The organism is Enterobacter cloacae complex sp. HYC033_NIDB (assembly GCF_056673335.1).
In genome coordinates, this window is record NZ_CP115123.1 from 1,617,959 (window position 1) to 1,634,618 (window position 16,660).

Genomic DNA, 16,660 nt, shown 5'->3' on the forward strand with positions numbered 1-16,660 from the left:
GGTTACTTCACGTAGGCGAGCAGGCTGAGTGAATCGCGAGCCAGCGCTTTGCATTTTTTAGCAGTGGGAATGCCAATACCGCTTAAATCACGGTAGCTGTCTTCACCGAGCGCCTTCATGTCGAAGCTGTCGTAGTTGCTGAGGTCCCATTGGTTCTGCTGGGCAAAAAAGACCAGTGCGCGACGAATTTGCCCATTGGGTAAATTCTGGTAACCACAATCGTTTTTCAGAAAAACAAAAACTGCCGTCAGATCGGCCATATCTTCCGCTTCGTTTTCACTTAGCGCGTAACTGTTCGCACACATCGCCATCAGGCTGGCGAACAAAATTGTTCTGAAAAACGTCTTCATTGCCTTTACCACTGCATCACGGAAAATTAACGTTAGCATACTTGATGCCAGGCCGACGATCTTTATTATTGCCGCCGTGCTTGACCTTCCGGTAAGGGGAGGGTTTATGCTCAAAAGATCGCCTGCTGGAAATAAGGAAATGCACATGCAACGTCGTGATTTTTTAAAATTTTCTGCCGCGCTGGGGGTTGCCAGCGCGTTACCTCTCTGGAGCCGCGCCGTTTTTGCCGCCGACAGACCGGCTTTACCCATTCCTGAATTACTCGCCGCAGATGCCCGGAGCCGCATTCAGCTTGTGGTGCAGGCCGGTAAAACCACGTTCGGTCAGCACGCCGCCACGACGTGGGGCTATAACGGCAATCTGCTCGGCCCGGCGTTGCAGTTACGCAAAGGGAAGGCGGTGACCGTAGACATTCATAACACGCTTGCGGAAGAGACCACGCTGCACTGGCACGGGCTGGAAGTCCCGGGCGAAGTGGATGGGGGGCCTCAGGGCATCATCAGGCCTGGTGGTAAACGCAGCGTAACCTTTACCCCGGAACAACGCGCGGCGACCTGCTGGTTCCACCCGCATCAGCATGGCAAAACGGGCCATCAGGTGGCGATGGGGCTGGCCGGCCTGGTGCTGATTGAAGACGATGAAAGCCGCCTGCTGCGCCTGCCGAAACAGTGGGGTATCGACGATGTCCCGGTGATTGTGCAGGACAAAAAATTCAGCGCTGACGGGCAAATTGACTATCAGCTGGACGTCATGAGCGCGGCGGTAGGCTGGTTTGGCGATACGCTGCTGACCAACGGCGCGATCTACCCGCAGCATGCCGCGCCAAAAGGCTGGCTGCGCTTACGTCTGCTTAACGGCTGTAACGCCCGCTCGCTGAACTTCGCCACCAGCGATAAACGCCCGCTTTACGTGGTGGCAAGCGACGGCGGCCTGCTGCCGGAGCCGGTGAAGGTGAGCGAGCTGCCGATGCTGATGGGGGAGCGCTTCGAGGTGCTGATGGACATCAGCGATGGCAAAGCGTTTGACCTCGTGACCCTGCCGGTCAGCCAGATGGGGATGGCCGTTGCGCCGTTTGATAAGCCGCATCCGGTCCTGCGCATTCAGCCGCTACAGATCACCGCCTCCGGTACGCTGCCGGAGACCCTCACCACGCTGCCAGCACTCCCGTCGCTGGACGGGCTTACACAGCGTAAACTTCAGCTCTCCATGGACCCGATGCTCGACATGATGGGCATGCAGGCGCTGATGAAGAAATACGGCAATCAGGCTATGGCGGGAATGCATCACGGCCAGATGATGGGCCATATGAATATGGACCACGGCAATATGGGCGGCATGGATCACGGCGGCCATGGTTTCGATTTCCACAACGCCAACCGCATCAACGGCAAAGCGTTCGATATGAACACGCCCATGTTCGCCGCCACGAAAGGGCAGTTTGAACGCTGGGTGATTTCAGGCGAAGGCGACATGATGCTGCACCCGTTCCATATCCACGGCACGCAGTTCCGTATTCTCACTGAGAACGGTAAAGCGCCGGAGCCGCATCGCGCGGGCTGGAAAGATACGGTGAGGGTAGAAGGCGGCGTCAGCGAGGTGCTGGTGAAGTTCGACCACGACGCGCCGAAAGAGTTTGCCTACATGGCCCACTGTCATCTGCTGGAACATGAAGATACGGGGATGATGCTCGGTTTTACCGTATAAAAAAAGCCGGGTGGCGGCTTCGCCTTACCCGGCCTGCATAGGGCACCCGTAGGCCCGGTAAGCGTTAGCGCCACCGGGCTTTTTCGTTACTTAGCGTCGTCAGGCAGTGCATACGCGACAATATAGTCGCCCATCTTCGTGCCAAACGAACCGTGACCACCCGCAGAGATGACAACGTACTGCTTGCCATTCACTTCATAGGTCATCGGCGTTGCCTGTCCACCGGCTGGCAGACGGCCTTGCCACAGTTTTTCACCGTTGGTCATGTTGTACGCGCGCAGGTAGTTATCTGCGGTTGCCGCGATGAACAGCACGTTACCGGCGGTGGAGATTGGGCCACCCAGCATTGGCATACCCATATTGAACGGCACTGGAACAGGCATCGGGAACGGCATGCTGTCCTGTGGCGTACCAATACGTTTCTTCCAGACGATCTTGTTGGTCTTCAGATCCAGACCGGAGATGTAACCCCAGGCAGGCTGTTTACACGGCAGACCGAACGGAGAAAGGAACGGATTCAGGGTCACACCATAAGGAACGCCATATTGCGGCTGGATACCGGCTTCGGTACCGCTGCCTTTCGCATCTTTCGGCTGCTCCATTGGGTTACCCGGACCGCGAGGGATCAGGCGGGAAACGAACGGCAGCGCCATTGGGTTAGCGATGGCGACCTGACGGTTAGGGTCAACGGAGATCCCACCCCATTCGAACATCCCCAGGTTACCCGGGAAGACCAGCGTACCCTGCTCTGACGGCGGGGTGAAAATCCCTTCGTAGCGCAGCTGGTGGAACATCACGCGGCACACCAGCTGGTCAAACATGGTGGCACCCCACATGTCTGCACCGCTGAGATCTTTTTTCGGACGGAAGCTCAGGTCAGAGAACGGCTGCGTTTTGGTGACATAGTCGCCTTTGGCCGCGCCCTGCGGAACCGGTTTTTCCGGCGCAGGAACAACCAGCTTACCGTTACTGCGATCCAGCACGAAGATGTTACCGGTTTTCGCCGGAGCGTAAATCACCGGAACGGTTTTACCGTTAACGGTAATGTCCGCCAGCGTCGGCTGGGACGGCATATCCATATCCCACAGATCGTGGTGAACGGTCTGGTAGCTCCATGCCAGTTTACCGGTCGTTGCGTTCAGCGCCACGATGGAGCTGGCGTAACGTTCCTGCTCCGGCGTACGGTTACCGCCCCAGATATCCGGCGTGGTTACGCCCATCGGCAGGTAAACCAGGTCCAGCTTCGCGTCATACGCTGCCGGTGCCCAGGAGTTCGGTGAGTTAAAGGTAAAGGTGTGTTCATCCGATGGGATCGCGTTAGGATCTTTCGCGCCCGGGTCGAAGGCCCACAGCAGTTTACCGGTGTTCACGTCGAAACCACGGATAACGCCGGAGGTTTCACGCGTGGAGAAGTTATCCGTTACCGAACCGGCAATCACGATGGTTTTATCGGTGATGATTGGCGGGGAGGTCGGCTCATACAGGCCCGGCGTGGTGTCCGGCATGTTGGTCTGAAGATTCAGAATGCCTTTATTGGCGAAGGTTTCACACAGCTTGCCGGTCTCAGCGTTGATGGCAAACAGGCGGCCATCGTTCACCGGCAGCATAATGCGGCGAGGACAGTCGGCAATGACTTCCGGGCTGGCATTATCGGCGCGCGCTTCGTGGTAAGAGACGCCGCGGCAGGTAATGTGCTGGAACGACGGGTTGGAGTTCAGCTGTGGATCAAAGTGCCATTTCTCTTTACCGGTGGCCGCGTCGAGCGCGAACAGACGCTGGTGCGCCGTACACAGGTAGAGCATGTTGCCCACTTTAATTGGGGTCACTTCGTTGGTCAGCTCACCCGGATCGTTTGGCATCTTCAGGTCGCCGGTACGGAACACCCAGGCTTCCTTCAGGTTTTTCACGTTGTCCGCGTTGATCTGCTTCAGCGGGGAGTAGCGTTGACCTTCCTGGTTACGACCATAAGCAGGCCAGTCACCGTCCGCCACCTGCGAAATAGCCGCAGCCGGCGTGGGTTCCGCGTTCAGCGTACCGTTGATCTCCTGCGGGTCGTTAAAACCGGCCCAGGTCAGGATGCCGCCACTAATCAGCAGGGCAACGACCAGACCGGCCACGGCGCCACTGGAAGGGACGATCAGACGACGCCAGACAAACGGCAGGATCAGCCAGATACCGAAGAAGACCAGAATGTCGCTGCGCGGCGTCAATGCCCAGAAGTCGAACCCGACTTCCCAGACGCCCCAGATCATGGTTGCGAGCAGTAACGCTGCGTACAGCCACAGAGCAGATTGTTTTCTGCGTAAAAGCAGGACGGTTACGCCAACCATAACCAGACCCGCAATCGGGTAGTACCAGGAGCCGCCAATCGCGACCAGCCATACGCCACCGATTAACAAATACAGCGCGCAGAATGCGGCAAACGCGGCTGTTAATGTCACCAGTAGACGCGGCTGTTTAGTTTTTGTTTCAGCCATAGAAAAGTACTCGTCAGTTTTGTTAATTATTTGCTAGCAATTAATTATAGGTATTAACAACTGTGATCGGAATCACAAATATTGCTTTTTATAACTCATACGCCAGGCTTATCCATTTACTGGTATAATGGCTGGCTTGCGTATCGATGCCGGAGCGAGAGTCATCCGCATTGAGAGATTTTCACTAAAATCATTTGGTTAGTAATATGAAACATACTGTTGAAGTGATGATCCCGGAAGCCGAGATCAAAGCGCGTATCGCCGAACTGGGTCGTCAAATCACCGAACATTACAAGGACAGCGGCAGCGAAATGGTGCTGGTCGGTCTGTTGCGTGGCTCTTTCATGTTCATGGCAGACCTGTGCCGTGAAGTGCAGGTGCCGCACGAGGTCGATTTTATGACCGCCTCCAGCTACGGCAGCGGCATGTCCACAACCCGTGATGTGAAAATCCTGAAAGATCTGGATGAAGATATTCGTGGCAAAGATGTGTTGATTGTTGAGGACATCATCGACTCCGGCAACACGCTCTCTAAAGTGCGTGAGATCCTGAGCCTGCGTGAACCAAAATCACTGGCGATTTGTACTCTGCTGGATAAGCCTGAGCGCCGTGAAGTGCAGGTGCCGGTAGAGTTCGTGGGTTTCTCCATCCCGGACGAATTCGTGGTGGGTTACGGCATTGATTACGCGCAGCGTTATCGCCATCTGCCGTATGTTGGGAAAGTGGTGATTCTGGACGAATAGTCAAGAATCATTTAAACCGCGCCTTCAAAAGGCGCGGTGGATGTTCTTACTTAGCTTCGTAGGATATATTACCCTGGAGGTCCGTTGGAACATCAGCCATATCTCCTCCCCAACCTTTATCTCCCCAGACGACGACGGTATCATCGTTTTTTAATGCCCAGAAGCTATTGCCATTAGAATAAACACCACATACGTCAGTAAGCTGATCTTCCATGCCTTCTGTAGTATAAATTCCCCAACCCACAACGGTGCCATTAGATTTAAGGGCTGCGAATGCACCGCGTATGCCGGAAAGGGCGATAACATCATTCAATCCTGCTGGTACTGCGCTAGATATTGGGCCGCCCCAGGCCATCACGGTGCCATTCTCACGCAAAATCGCGACAGCGGTCTCACCTGCAAGCTGGACGTCAATAATATCCGTTAAAGCTGCAATTTGCGAAGGGACTTGAGCACAACCGTGATCATTCTCTCCCCATGCTACAACAGAGCCATTGGTTCTTCGGGCCACAAAAAAATCGAGAGAAGCGTGAACTTCAGCAATGTCATCCAGCGAAGCAATATTATCAGGAACATCCATATCATAATATTTACTTCCCCAACCAACGACTTTTCGCACAGTATATTCACGGATTGCGGCAAATCCATAACCACCAGCTGCTACATCAACTATGTCATCAAGAGCTGAAATATCTTCAGGAGGAGCATTAGTCACCTCGCCCCATGATGCGATTTTTCCATTTTTACGCAGTACGGCAAAATCAAAACCAGAATAAATATTTTTCACATCACTAAGGGTGGCTATTTCATTCGGAGGCAGTTGTGTTTCCTTTCCCCAGACTTTTATATCACCTTTTTTCCCCATAACACATATTGCACCACTACCCCCTCTTATCTGTTCTATCTCCATCGTACTTAATCCATCAGGAGTATCTAAAACGCCATTTTCATCGCTGCCCCAGGTAAATAATTCGTTTTCTTTATTGATGGCCAATAATGAATCACTTCCACCAGAAGCGAGACGGATATTATGGTTTTCGATGAAATCTGGCATTGTTCCACCATTCGCAGGATTCACATAGGAGGTGGCTTTACCGTCGTTTTTTATTGCTACAATGGATGTGCAATCGCTTGATATATTTGCTATGTTGAGAGTAATATTTTCTGAACCTAGTGTCGCAATAATACGCTGATTGGGATCTGTATCAGAGAAATATTTTCCTGTTTTGCTCTCGGTTTCGTTTTCGTAACGCCAGTGGACTTCAATTGGGATTAATGTTTGCCTGTCTAATGCTACCAGTTTTTTTCTGGCGTAAAGCCACGGGCTAGTGTTATTTGTTCTGGCGCCCATAATTTTGAATGATGTATTTGTATTGGTTTCATTTGGCATTTTTATGCATCCTTTGCATGTGAGGGAAACGCATCGGTTAATTAATAGTTGATAACCTGTTTGGTATCAATAATTATATTTGGTAATTTTAGGAAAGGAGTTTTGAATAATAAGAGTCAACATAAAATATGCGCCTCTTATTAAACATTATTACATATGATTAACGTGTTTTGAGTTAAGATTAGAAATACCCTGCCGGTAACGCTGTTCCAACGTTTCGCGGTTGGTGGCGGTCACTTCCAGATTGCGCAGCAGGCCGTCGTGAATACCATACACCCAGCCGTGGATGGAGACCTTCTGTCCGCGTTTCCAGGCAGACTGCATAATCGTCGAGTGGCCCAGGTTATAGACCTGCTCCATCACGTTCAGCTCACACAGCGTGTCGAGACGGCGCTCCTGCGGCATTTCGCCCAGCAGTGAGCTATGTTTGAACCAGATATCACGGATGTGCAGCAGCCAGTTATCGATTAACCCCAGCTCTGTATTTTCGACCGCCGCCTGTACGCCGCCGCAGCCGTAGTGGCCACAAATAATGATGTGCTCAACCTCCAGAACGTCAACGGCATACTGAACAACCGAAAGGCAGTTGAGATCGGTATGAATAACGAGGTTAGCAACATTGCGGTGAACAAACAGTTCGCCCGGTTCAAGACCGGTCAGACGTTCGGCGGGGACGCGGCTGTCGGAACATCCAATCCAGAGAAAGCGCGGGTTCTGCGCCTGTGCCAGTTTTCCAAAAAATCCGGGGTCTTCCTCCACCAGCATTTTTGACCATAGTGCATTGTTGCTGATGAGTGTATCTATGTCGTTCATGGAGGTTAGCGACCTGTAACCAAGTGATTGCGTTGCGCTACTATAGGGTAACCCGACTTTTAATGAAACCACACAACGTGTGTCAGAACTTAAGGTAAGTTGAATTCATGGCGATTGCACTGGAGCTTGAACAGCTCAAAAAAACCTACCCGGGGGGCGTCCAGGCGCTGCGCGGGATAGATCTTAAAGTCGAAGCGGGAGATTTCTACGCGCTTCTGGGGCCGAACGGGGCGGGAAAATCGACCACCATCGGGATTATCAGCTCGCTGGTCAATAAAACGTCTGGCCGCGTTAGCGTGTTTGGCTACGACCTGCAAAAAGACGTGGTCAACGCCAAGCGCCAGCTGGGGCTGGTGCCGCAGGAGTTCAACTTCAATCCGTTTGAGACGGTACAGCAGATTGTTGTTAACCAGGCGGGTTACTATGGCGTTGAGCGCAAAGAAGCGCTGGAGCGCAGCGAAAAGTATCTCAAACAGCTTGACCTGTGGGAGAAGCGTAACGAGCGCGCGCGGATGTTGTCCGGGGGGATGAAGCGCCGCCTGATGATTGCTCGCGCGCTGATGCACGAGCCAAAGCTGCTCATTCTTGATGAACCGACCGCTGGCGTGGATATTGAACTGCGTCGTTCCATGTGGGGCTTCCTGAAGGATCTGAACGACAAAGGCACCACCATCATTCTGACCACGCACTACCTTGAAGAGGCAGAGATGCTGTGCCGCAACATCGGCATCATTCAGCACGGCGAGCTGGTGGAAAACACCTCGATGAAGAACCTGCTCTCCAAGCTAAAATCAGAGACCTTTATCCTCGATCTGGCGGCGAAAAGCGCCCTGCCGAAGCTGGAGGGGTATAACTATCGCCTGGTCGATACCTCGACGCTGGAGGTAGAAGTGCTGCGCGAGCAGGGAATCAACAGCGTGTTCTCCCAGTTGAGCGCGCAGGGCGTTCAGGTATTAAGCATGCGTAACAAAGCGAACCGACTGGAAGAGCTGTTTGTCTCTCTGGTGCACGATAAACAAGGAGACAAGGCATGACGCATCTTTACTGGGTCGCGCTGAAAAGCATCTGGGCGAAAGAGATTAACCGCTTTATGCGCATCTGGGTGCAAACCCTGGTGCCACCGGTGATCACCATGACGCTCTACTTCATCATTTTCGGCAACCTGATTGGCTCCCGCATTGGTGAGATGCACGGCTTTACCTATATGCAGTTTATCGTGCCGGGCCTGATCATGATGGCAGTGATCACCAACGCTTACGCGAACGTGGCATCCTCATTCTTCAGCGCCAAGTTCCAGCGCAACATTGAAGAGCTGCTGGTGGCGCCAGTGCCGACGCACGTCATTATCGCCGGTTACGTGGGCGGCGGCGTGGCGCGCGGGCTGTGCGTGGGTATTCTGGTGACGGCGATTTCGCTGTTCTTCGTGCCGTTCCAGGTGCACTCGTGGCTATTCGTCGCGCTCACGTTATTGCTTACTGCGATCCTGTTCTCGCTGGCTGGCTTGCTGAATGCCGTGTTCGCCAAAACGTTTGATGACATCAGCCTGATCCCGACCTTCGTGCTGACGCCGCTGACCTATCTGGGCGGGGTGTTCTACTCCCTGACGCTGCTGCCGCCGTTCTGGCAGGCGCTGTCGCACCTGAACCCGATTGTCTATATGATCAGCGGCTTCCGCTTTGGTTTCCTCGGCATTACCGATGTCCCGCTGTTCACCACCGTTGTGGTGCTGGCGGTATTTATCGTGGCGTTCTATCTGCTGTGCTGGTATCTGATCCAGCGTGGACGTGGGCTGCGTAGCTAATCTTCTGCCCGGCGACGTTCTGTTTGCCGGGCACTTTCTTTGACAGTTATCACCGTAAACTAACCTTCACCTGGATAAACTACTCGCCTGCTAAGGAGAGACGTTATGCTGGGATGGGTTATCACCTGCCACGATGAAGAGGCACAGGAAATGCTCCTGAAGCTGGAGGCCCGATTTGGCCCTCTGGCGCAATGTCGTGCGGTAAATTACTGGCGAGGGCTGAGCACCAATATGCTAAGCCGGATGATGTGCGACGCGCTGCATGAAACCGACACCGGTGATGGCGTGATTTTTCTCACCGACAGATCGGGCGCGGCGCCTTACCGTTCAGCGGCGTTAATGAGCCATAAGCATGATAACTGTGAAGTGATCTCCGGTATCAGCCTGCCTTTACTCGAAGCGATGTATCCGCTGCGCGCAACGTTGAGCAGCGCTGAGTTTCGTCACGCCATTGTGGCGCAGGGCTCGCCGGGCGTGAGCAGCCTGTGGCACCAGCAGCAGAAGAATCCGCCTTTCGTTCTGCTTCACGATCTGTATAAGCATTAAACATTGGTATTGATGTCGCTTTTGCTACAATGGCGACTGATTTTCCGTATCGATTTATATCCCATGCTCATGCGCGTTATCTTTATCCTTCTGCTACTGGTCTCCGGTGGTGCGTCTGCCAACCTGACCAGTCAGCAAGGCCTTCCTGCCCAATATATGCAAACCACCGAAGATGCGGCCATCTGGGCGCAGGTGGGAAATGCCGTCGTGAACGTGGGCAATGTCCGCGCCGGGCAGATCCTCGCCGTCTTTCCGGCCGCGGCGGATTACTATGAATTTCGTTTCGGATTCGGTACGGGGTTTATTGATAAAGAGCACCTGGAAAAAGTGCAGGGTAAGCAACGCGTCGAGGATAGCCTGGGCGATCTGAACAAGCCGCTCAGCAATCAAAACCTCATCACCTGGAAAGACACGCCAGTGTATAATGCCCCCAGCAGCGGAAGCGCGCCCTTTGGCACCTTAAGCGCCAATCTTCGCTATCCGATTCTGAATAAGCTGAAAGATCGCCTGAACCAGACCTGGTTTCAGATCCGCATCGGCAATCGTCTGGCGTGGATCAGCAGCCTGGATGCACAGGAAGATAACGGACTGCCGGTTCTGACCTACCACCATATCCTGCGTGATGAAGAGAACACCCGTTTTCGACATACCTCCACGACAACCAGCGTACGTGCGTTTAATAATCAGATGGCCTGGTTACGCGATCAAGGGTATACCACGCTGACAATGTACCAGCTTGAAGGGTACGTGCGTAACAAGATGAACCTCCCCGCGAAAGCGGTGGTGATCACTTTTGATGATGGCCTGAAATCGGTGAGCCGCTACGCGTATCCGGTGCTGAAAGAGTATGGCTTCAACGCGACGGCGTTTATTATTTCATCCCGAATCAAAGGTCACCCGCAGAAGTGGGATCCCCGATCGCTACAGTTTATGAGCGTTCAGGAAATCAAGGGCATCCAGGATGTGTTCGACATTCAGTCTCACACCCACTTCCTGCATCGCGTTGATGGGTATAAACACCCCATCTTATTGAGCCGCAGCTATCACGTGATCCTGTTCGATTTTGAACGCTCACGGCGTGCACTGGCGCAGTTCAACCCGCGCGTGCTGTATGTTTCGTACCCGTTTGGCGGGTATGACAATAAAGCGATTAAAGCCGCGAATGATGCCGGTTTTCATCTGGCGGTGACAACGGTGAAGGGGAAGGTGAAGCCGGGGGATAATCCGTTCTTACTGAAGCGACTGTATATTCTGAGAACGGATTCGCTGGAGACAATGTCGCGGCTGATCAGCAATCAGCCGCAGGGGTAGGTTATTCGTACGTGGTCTGAATGGTCACGGTGGTACCGAAAACACCGACGGTTACCGGATCGCTACCGGTTTTGACCAACCTGGCCCAAAGTGATCTGTCAATAATACTAACAGGATCCCCAACAACCTCTCCTATAGCAATGACACGTTGGTAACTGTCTGCCGGCACGGGGTAATGATCATTTTCAGAATCCGTAATCATGACGCCGACGCCTCCTGCCGCAGTAACACCACCAGTATTCTCGACGGTATTGGTAAAATATTTTTTATCTGCGGTGGTATGTGTGGAGGATAACGTATAGTAAACCGCGGTTGTATTTACACATGTACCCGTAACATGGAACTCGACTTTGCTGGTATTCCCGTTTTCGACTTCTGCGGGATACCAGTCACCAAGGTTTACCGTTGTGGGCGCACGTAAGACACAGGTCGGGCGATTTAATGGCATGCTGAATGACATTTCGCTCATGTTCACATGGGGACGAGGATGATCGGATTCAATAGTACCGTTTGGATCGCCCAGAATGATCTGACCAATCGGGCCTGCACCGGCCGTTAAAAAATTAACATCCGAAGGAACACCCTGAAATCCATTGGTTTGATAGATTTCCATGCGCACATGCCAGGTTTTTTCGTCAAGCAGCTCTTCGTGATCGTCATCAGGTGCGGTCATATACCAGGACCCTGCGTTGGGCGGGAACCACGCGGTGACGCCGTTACCATCGGGATACATCGCCAGGGTATAGACAATACCCGGAATATTCGTCCGGAAGGTGGCTTTGTTATCTATGTAGCCTGCCAGCATTGAGTTGTCGGTAATCTGATAGGTGTTTTCACCGTCATTTCCCCCAGCACAGTGAGATTTTAACGCAGGCGTTGTTTCCATAATGATCGTATTACTGATCTGTATGGGAGTTGTTACTGTGCCCACAGGCAGAGGAGTGATAACCGGTTGTGCACCTGGAGACATAATCTGCAAGTCATCATTACCGTAAAATTTGCACTCATCTAAATTAGCCTTTGCTGCGCCAGACATTCCGAGTGCCGCGAACGCTAATATGCTGAGATATTTTTTCATTCTAAATCCCTTTATTCGTAGCTGACATTAACCAGAACATTACTCATCACAGCGCCGCTGGTGATTGTTCCAACGTTCTGATAACGCGCGTAAAATCCATAATCCTTTATATAGTTCTCACTACTTCCACTGACATCGTAAGTAACGTTTGATGTCCCGTCGCTGTTCAGGACGTTAGTTTTGAACGCATCTGAAAAAATAACGATACCCACATTTTCAGCCGCACCGGCTGTGGCATCGTTTTTAAAGACCTGGTTGTGATTACTCCAGAAACCATTTTGCGGAGCAAAACTAAATTTTAGTTTGTTAATCGTTGCGCCTTCTGTACTGCTCGCGTAGCAGTCATCTACGTGGATCGTAAAAGGCGTTCCAGCTTCATCATCGTTTGGCGATAAACGATCGCTCTTGTCGCTGTTATAAAACCAGTCTCGTGACACGGTCGGCAAAGTGATCTCTCCGCCGTTTTCGACGCTTAGCCGACAGGTATTATTAACGATGTTTGCTGTCAGGTTTACATCCATACCTGAACCTGCCTGGCTTACGCCAGGCAGAGTGCTACCAGCCAGACCGATAAGCAACACAAGACCGGGCTGGTGTAAATTAAACGGTGATTGTTGCATAATGGTTCCTGGAATTATTGATAGGTGACTGTGAAGGTTACTGGCGCAGTAACGGCACCAGTGCCTACATCAGCAATAGTTTGGCCTTGTCCGACTACAATTCGGGAGTTCATTGGGAATTCACCCGCGCCGTCAGTAATGGTGACTTCCTGAGCTGCCGGTGGCGTGTTACAGCTCATCAATAAGCCTGTATCGACAACGCCAGACCAGATTTCAAAGCCTGTTGCTAAGCCGCCGGAGAAAGAGTCGCCATTTTTGGCTGTACCACTACATTCTCCGCCAGCGCCTTTTGCGGCAGCGACCGTTGCCTTCGCTACCCCAGAACAGTTGGTAAAACGAATTTTGAGTGGTTCGACACGGGTTTTATTCACCAGATCGGATTTGTAGACATCTCCAAATGCAATTTCAGTCGATGCAGTACCTGCGCCGTTGAGCACTTTTGCTGTACAGGTGCCTGATACTACCTTTGTTTGAAACGTCATCTTAACGCTGCCTGTACCTGTAATTGCAGCACTTGCCATTCCAGAACACAGAAGGGCAGAAACGGACAGGGCGATAAAAGTAGATTTAAATTTCATAATGTTGCTCCGTTTTCCTGCACCAATTACTCGTAGCTAAATTCAAAAGTCGCCGCGGCCTCAAAATCACCAACTGTCATGCTATTAACTTTGGTTTCACGTATTGTGGCTACTAAAGGAACTTCTTTATTCTGGATTTCTGTTGCACTCCAGACCAGTCGCTTAGCATCATCGTCAGAGTTGATGATAAAAGGGGCCTCCGGTGCGCTGGCTCTGGCAATTTCAACAGCAGAGAAATCTGCGCCTCCATCGGCTTTTGGTTTTTGATTAACAAGGCCGCTAAGCAAATAACCCGATTGGCTTCCTTTTACCGTGGCTTTCAGTGAGGTCAGAGAGGCCGGGCATTCAACAATCACAATTTTGAAATTGGCATTTGCGGTGCCAGCTTTGACATCGTCGAGACGCACCTGGCCGCCGTTACCAATGAGCAGTGTTTGATCCGTATCGGAACCCGTACCGCCCATCAGTTTCATATCACAAGTGGTTTCACGGATATTGGCCGTAAAGTTAACATCGAGATTCGTGCCCTCGGCGAGCGCCGAACCTGATAACGCCAGCATCGTTACGGCAACGACTGACAGGCTATAAAGATTTTTTTTCATACAAACTCTCGTCTATTTTCCCGAATAATTACATCTGGCACACTTGATTGCTGAGCACCGTTGTAAGTCCTACTTTTTGAGCATGTGATGAGACGTTATAATGCACGTCACATTTACTGTCTTTATCGCTTCCCCAGACAACATGAAGCGTGCCTTCATCCTCAACGCCGCGGACATAGGCTTGCCCCGCCTGTCCCACGGTGCCAATAGATTCATTTTTTTCATTTAAAACATCAGCGCCTAAAGGAATAAATCCGTTATCGGTGCGCTTAAGTTCTAAAATTAATGAACGGCCTTCATCGGTTGCAAAATCAACCAGCACAACGGAACCACTGCGGGGAACCGTAATTTCACTGGTGTTTTTAATTTCAACGTCGTTTTCCAGCGTGCTGATATCAAGGTATACGCGGTTTTCACGGTAGGCAGACATATAAGGCAGAATGCCATAGCCGGAACTGCCTATTTCGCTGTTACCAAAGCCGATACCGGCGCCTTTCGCACCACTCGCTTTGACCAGTGCCAGCGCATCGTTGTCACCAATACTCCCTGGCGCAAATGCAATACCTCCTGAATGGATGACCATGCCACCGTTATAGGAGGCAGAATATTGTTTACTGTTGTCATCACCAAAAGAGGCAGATAAACCCAGCGGGCCATATTCACTGTTATAGGACCCGTAGCCGCTTATCTGATTCAGGTCACCATAATTACCACTGTTTGACGAGGCGCTAACGGAATAACTCACCTTATTATCTTGCGTATTTCCACCCGCGGACGTGTTAAAACTTGTGCCGCCTTTAAGGTCGGAACGTAATCCCATATTGATGTTCGAGAATCCACCGGCATTCCCTCTATCTTTTGAGAATACACTTAATGGAATGCTTAGGCTTAAATAAACGCTGTCGTCTTTCTTGCCGTTCTGATCATAGGTTCGCTGTATTGACAAGCTGTAGCTGCCGTAGGTGAAGCTATTGTTATACCCAATATTGTAATTGGAAGTAGAGCCCGTCGCGTTCCAGTAATCCTGCCAGGTGCCGCTTACATACAGGGAGCCAAAATTGTCTTCTCCGGAGGTCAGCGGTTGGTTAAGACTAATTTGCACCTGGTTTTTGGTGCGCTGATAGTCTGCATATAACGCTTCGTTTGAGTCATAGCTACGGTTTGAGTACTTCTGGTGCCTAATACTGTCCTGAAGTTGCGCCGCATCGTTAAGCGTCAGGTAGTCTTCCGTCGAGAAACGATAAGCCGCAACGTTAAAGGAAGTATTCGTCGACTCAATCATTTTGCTGTAGGTTAAACGATAACTTTGCCCGCTTAATTTATCCAGCCCCTCAATATCTGCATAAGATTGCGTAACGTCGAATGCAAACGCACCAACAGGGGTGTTCATTGCCACGCCGAGAATACCGGCATAAAAATCCATGTCGGTATATTGCGCGCCAATATAACCCGTGAACGTATTATTCAGGCCATAGTAAAGCGTACCGTAACCCACTTTAGGCGCATCAATCAGTGAATCGTCATTTAATTCACCTAAACCGACGTCCCAGCGAGAGGCTCCCGGACGGAGCATCTGCGTGACGGATGAAAAGGGTACGGTAAAGGAGCGTTTGCTGCCATCAGCTTCTTCAATCGTTACCAGTAAATCATTTCCGTAACCTGTGGTACTCAGGTCGTTTATTTCAAACGCGCCTGGTGGCACCGAGGTTTCATAAATCTTATTGCCGCTCTGCGTGACGCTGACCTTCGCGTTACTGTTCGCGACACCCCGAATGACAGGCGCGTAGCCTGTGGACCCCATTGGCAGCATGCGATCGTCACTGTACATGCGTGCGCCGCGCAGGCTCATAGAGTTAAATGCCTCGCCACGCGTGTAAGAGTCGCCGATGACAAACTGGGCACTCAACGGTGTGATATCGCGCTGCAAATAGACATCCTGACTGGAGTATTTTGTGCCGCTATCTTTGTCCCAGTTAAAATTGCCACGCGAGCGCAGGCGCCATGGCCCCATATTCAGGCCATAGCGTAACCCTACATATGCACTTTCTGATGTACTGCCGTTGTTCTCGCTACGCCAGCCGTTCATGTCATAAGAGAGCAGAGCGGCAGGAATCCCGTTATCCCACAACGATGGATCGACATAGCCCGCCGGGCGTTTCAGCACATAAATCTGGGGAAAATTAAAATCCATAGCCTGCTTGCCACTGTCATAGCTAACCGTAGCGCCAGCGAAAGATTTTTTAATATCGACGCAGGTTTCATCGTCTTCCGGTCCGTCAGGCAATGTGCTGATGTCGACACCCGATTGTGACAGCAGCAGTTTTGTTATGCACGGGGTCGCACGAGGTGTTCCGTTATCTTTAAACGTGACCTCCACGGTGGACTTCAGTTTACCGTTCAGGTTGATCTTAGTGCGATAGGTCCCCGGTAAAACCGGGTTGCCATGTGAAAAACGATTAATATCAATATTAGCGCTGCCATTTAAAAGAAATTGATCGTTAAACTCGACCTCTTCTTCATTATCAGGCAGATCTTTTGCTGGCGTGATATTTTCTGCACAGGCATAAAAAGGCAATGCTGCACTTATCGTAAGACATAAAAGAGAACGTTTAAATAACATGGCACATCCACTTAATCAGTGCAGAG

15 protein-coding genes are annotated in these 16,660 nt (G+C 51.5%); 6 read left to right on the forward strand and 9 right to left on the reverse strand.

Features of this window, described 5'->3' with window-relative positions; genetic code table 11:
* Positions 1-2: 2 nt before the first annotated feature.
* Entirely contained in the window at positions 3-350 is a 348-nt protein-coding gene (locus tag O1721_RS07620) for a YacC family pilotin-like protein (protein WP_003856306.1), read from the reverse strand.
* 145 nt (positions 351-495) lie between these two features.
* Between O1721_RS07620 and cueO the strand changes: the two genes are divergently transcribed.
* On the forward strand, positions 496-2,055 hold the full coding sequence (gene cueO, locus O1721_RS07625) for a multicopper oxidase CueO (RefSeq protein ID WP_032647268.1): 1,560 nt from the start codon (positions 496-498) through the stop codon (positions 2,053-2,055).
* Positions 2,056-2,141: 86 nt separating this feature from the next.
* On the opposite strand, the gene O1721_RS07630 is transcribed toward cueO, so the two are convergent.
* Complete coding sequence (locus O1721_RS07630) at positions 2,142-4,532, reverse strand: glucose/quinate/shikimate family membrane-bound PQQ-dependent dehydrogenase (protein ID WP_032647270.1); 2,391 nt, start codon at positions 4,530-4,532, stop codon at positions 2,142-2,144.
* A 206-nt stretch (positions 4,533-4,738) separates the two neighbouring features.
* On the opposite strand from O1721_RS07630, the gene hpt reads away from it, so the two are divergent.
* Positions 4,739-5,275: a hypoxanthine phosphoribosyltransferase gene (hpt, locus tag O1721_RS07635; RefSeq protein ID WP_003856303.1), complete on the forward strand. Its 537-nt coding sequence runs from the start codon at positions 4,739-4,741 to the stop codon at positions 5,273-5,275.
* Positions 5,276-5,321: 46 nt separating this feature from the next.
* Here hpt and O1721_RS07640 read toward each other — a convergent pair whose 3' ends face one another.
* Entirely contained in the window at positions 5,322-6,665 is a 1,344-nt protein-coding gene (locus O1721_RS07640) for an RCC1 domain-containing protein (protein WP_032647272.1), read from the reverse strand.
* A gap of 150 nt (positions 6,666-6,815) precedes the next feature.
* The gene (gene can, locus O1721_RS07645; RefSeq protein WP_032647274.1) at positions 6,816-7,478 is read right to left on the reverse strand and encodes a carbonate dehydratase; all 663 of its coding nucleotides are present in this window, start codon (positions 7,476-7,478) and stop codon (positions 6,816-6,818) included.
* A gap of 107 nt (positions 7,479-7,585) precedes the next feature.
* Between can and O1721_RS07650 the strand changes: the two genes are divergently transcribed.
* From O1721_RS07650 to O1721_RS07665, 4 genes are all read left to right on the forward strand, one after another.
* Positions 7,586-8,512: an ABC transporter ATP-binding protein gene (locus O1721_RS07650; protein ID WP_017383763.1), complete on the forward strand. Its 927-nt coding sequence runs from the start codon at positions 7,586-7,588 to the stop codon at positions 8,510-8,512.
* A complete protein-coding gene (locus O1721_RS07655) occupies positions 8,509-9,279 on the forward strand; it encodes an ABC transporter permease (RefSeq protein ID WP_006810078.1) in 771 nt (256 codons plus the stop codon). The genes O1721_RS07650 and O1721_RS07655 overlap by 4 nt, the downstream gene beginning before the upstream one ends.
* 105 nt (positions 9,280-9,384) lie before the next feature.
* Positions 9,385-9,825, forward strand: coding sequence for a PTS sugar transporter subunit IIA (locus O1721_RS07660; RefSeq protein WP_015572698.1), 441 nt, complete (start codon positions 9,385-9,387; stop codon positions 9,823-9,825).
* Between the two features lie 63 nt (positions 9,826-9,888).
* The gene (locus tag O1721_RS07665; RefSeq protein WP_032647277.1) at positions 9,889-11,136 is read left to right on the forward strand and encodes a polysaccharide deacetylase family protein; all 1,248 of its coding nucleotides are present in this window, start codon (positions 9,889-9,891) and stop codon (positions 11,134-11,136) included.
* A gap of 1 nt (position 11,137) precedes the next feature.
* Here the strand turns inward: O1721_RS07665 and O1721_RS07670 are convergent, their stop codons facing one another.
* The 5 genes from O1721_RS07670 to O1721_RS07690 are packed head-to-tail and all read right to left on the reverse strand — an operon-like array spanning position 11,138 to position 16,634.
* Positions 11,138-12,214, reverse strand: coding sequence for a fimbrial protein StkG (locus O1721_RS07670; RefSeq protein WP_032647279.1), 1,077 nt, complete (start codon positions 12,212-12,214; stop codon positions 11,138-11,140).
* Between the two features lie 11 nt (positions 12,215-12,225).
* On the reverse strand, positions 12,226-12,834 hold the full coding sequence (locus tag O1721_RS07675) for a fimbrial-like protein (protein ID WP_032647281.1): 609 nt from the start codon (positions 12,832-12,834) through the stop codon (positions 12,226-12,228).
* Positions 12,835-12,848: 14 nt separating this feature from the next.
* Positions 12,849-13,412: a fimbrial protein gene (locus O1721_RS07680; RefSeq protein WP_032647284.1), complete on the reverse strand. Its 564-nt coding sequence runs from the start codon at positions 13,410-13,412 to the stop codon at positions 12,849-12,851.
* Between the two features lie 26 nt (positions 13,413-13,438).
* Complete coding sequence (locus O1721_RS07685) at positions 13,439-14,014, reverse strand: fimbrial protein (RefSeq protein ID WP_032647286.1); 576 nt, start codon at positions 14,012-14,014, stop codon at positions 13,439-13,441.
* 28 nt (positions 14,015-14,042) lie between these two features.
* Positions 14,043-16,634 (reverse strand): outer membrane usher protein, encoded by a 2,592-nt coding sequence (locus O1721_RS07690; protein WP_032647287.1) that lies wholly within the window; start codon positions 16,632-16,634, stop codon positions 14,043-14,045.
* Positions 16,635-16,660 lie beyond the last annotated feature (26 nt).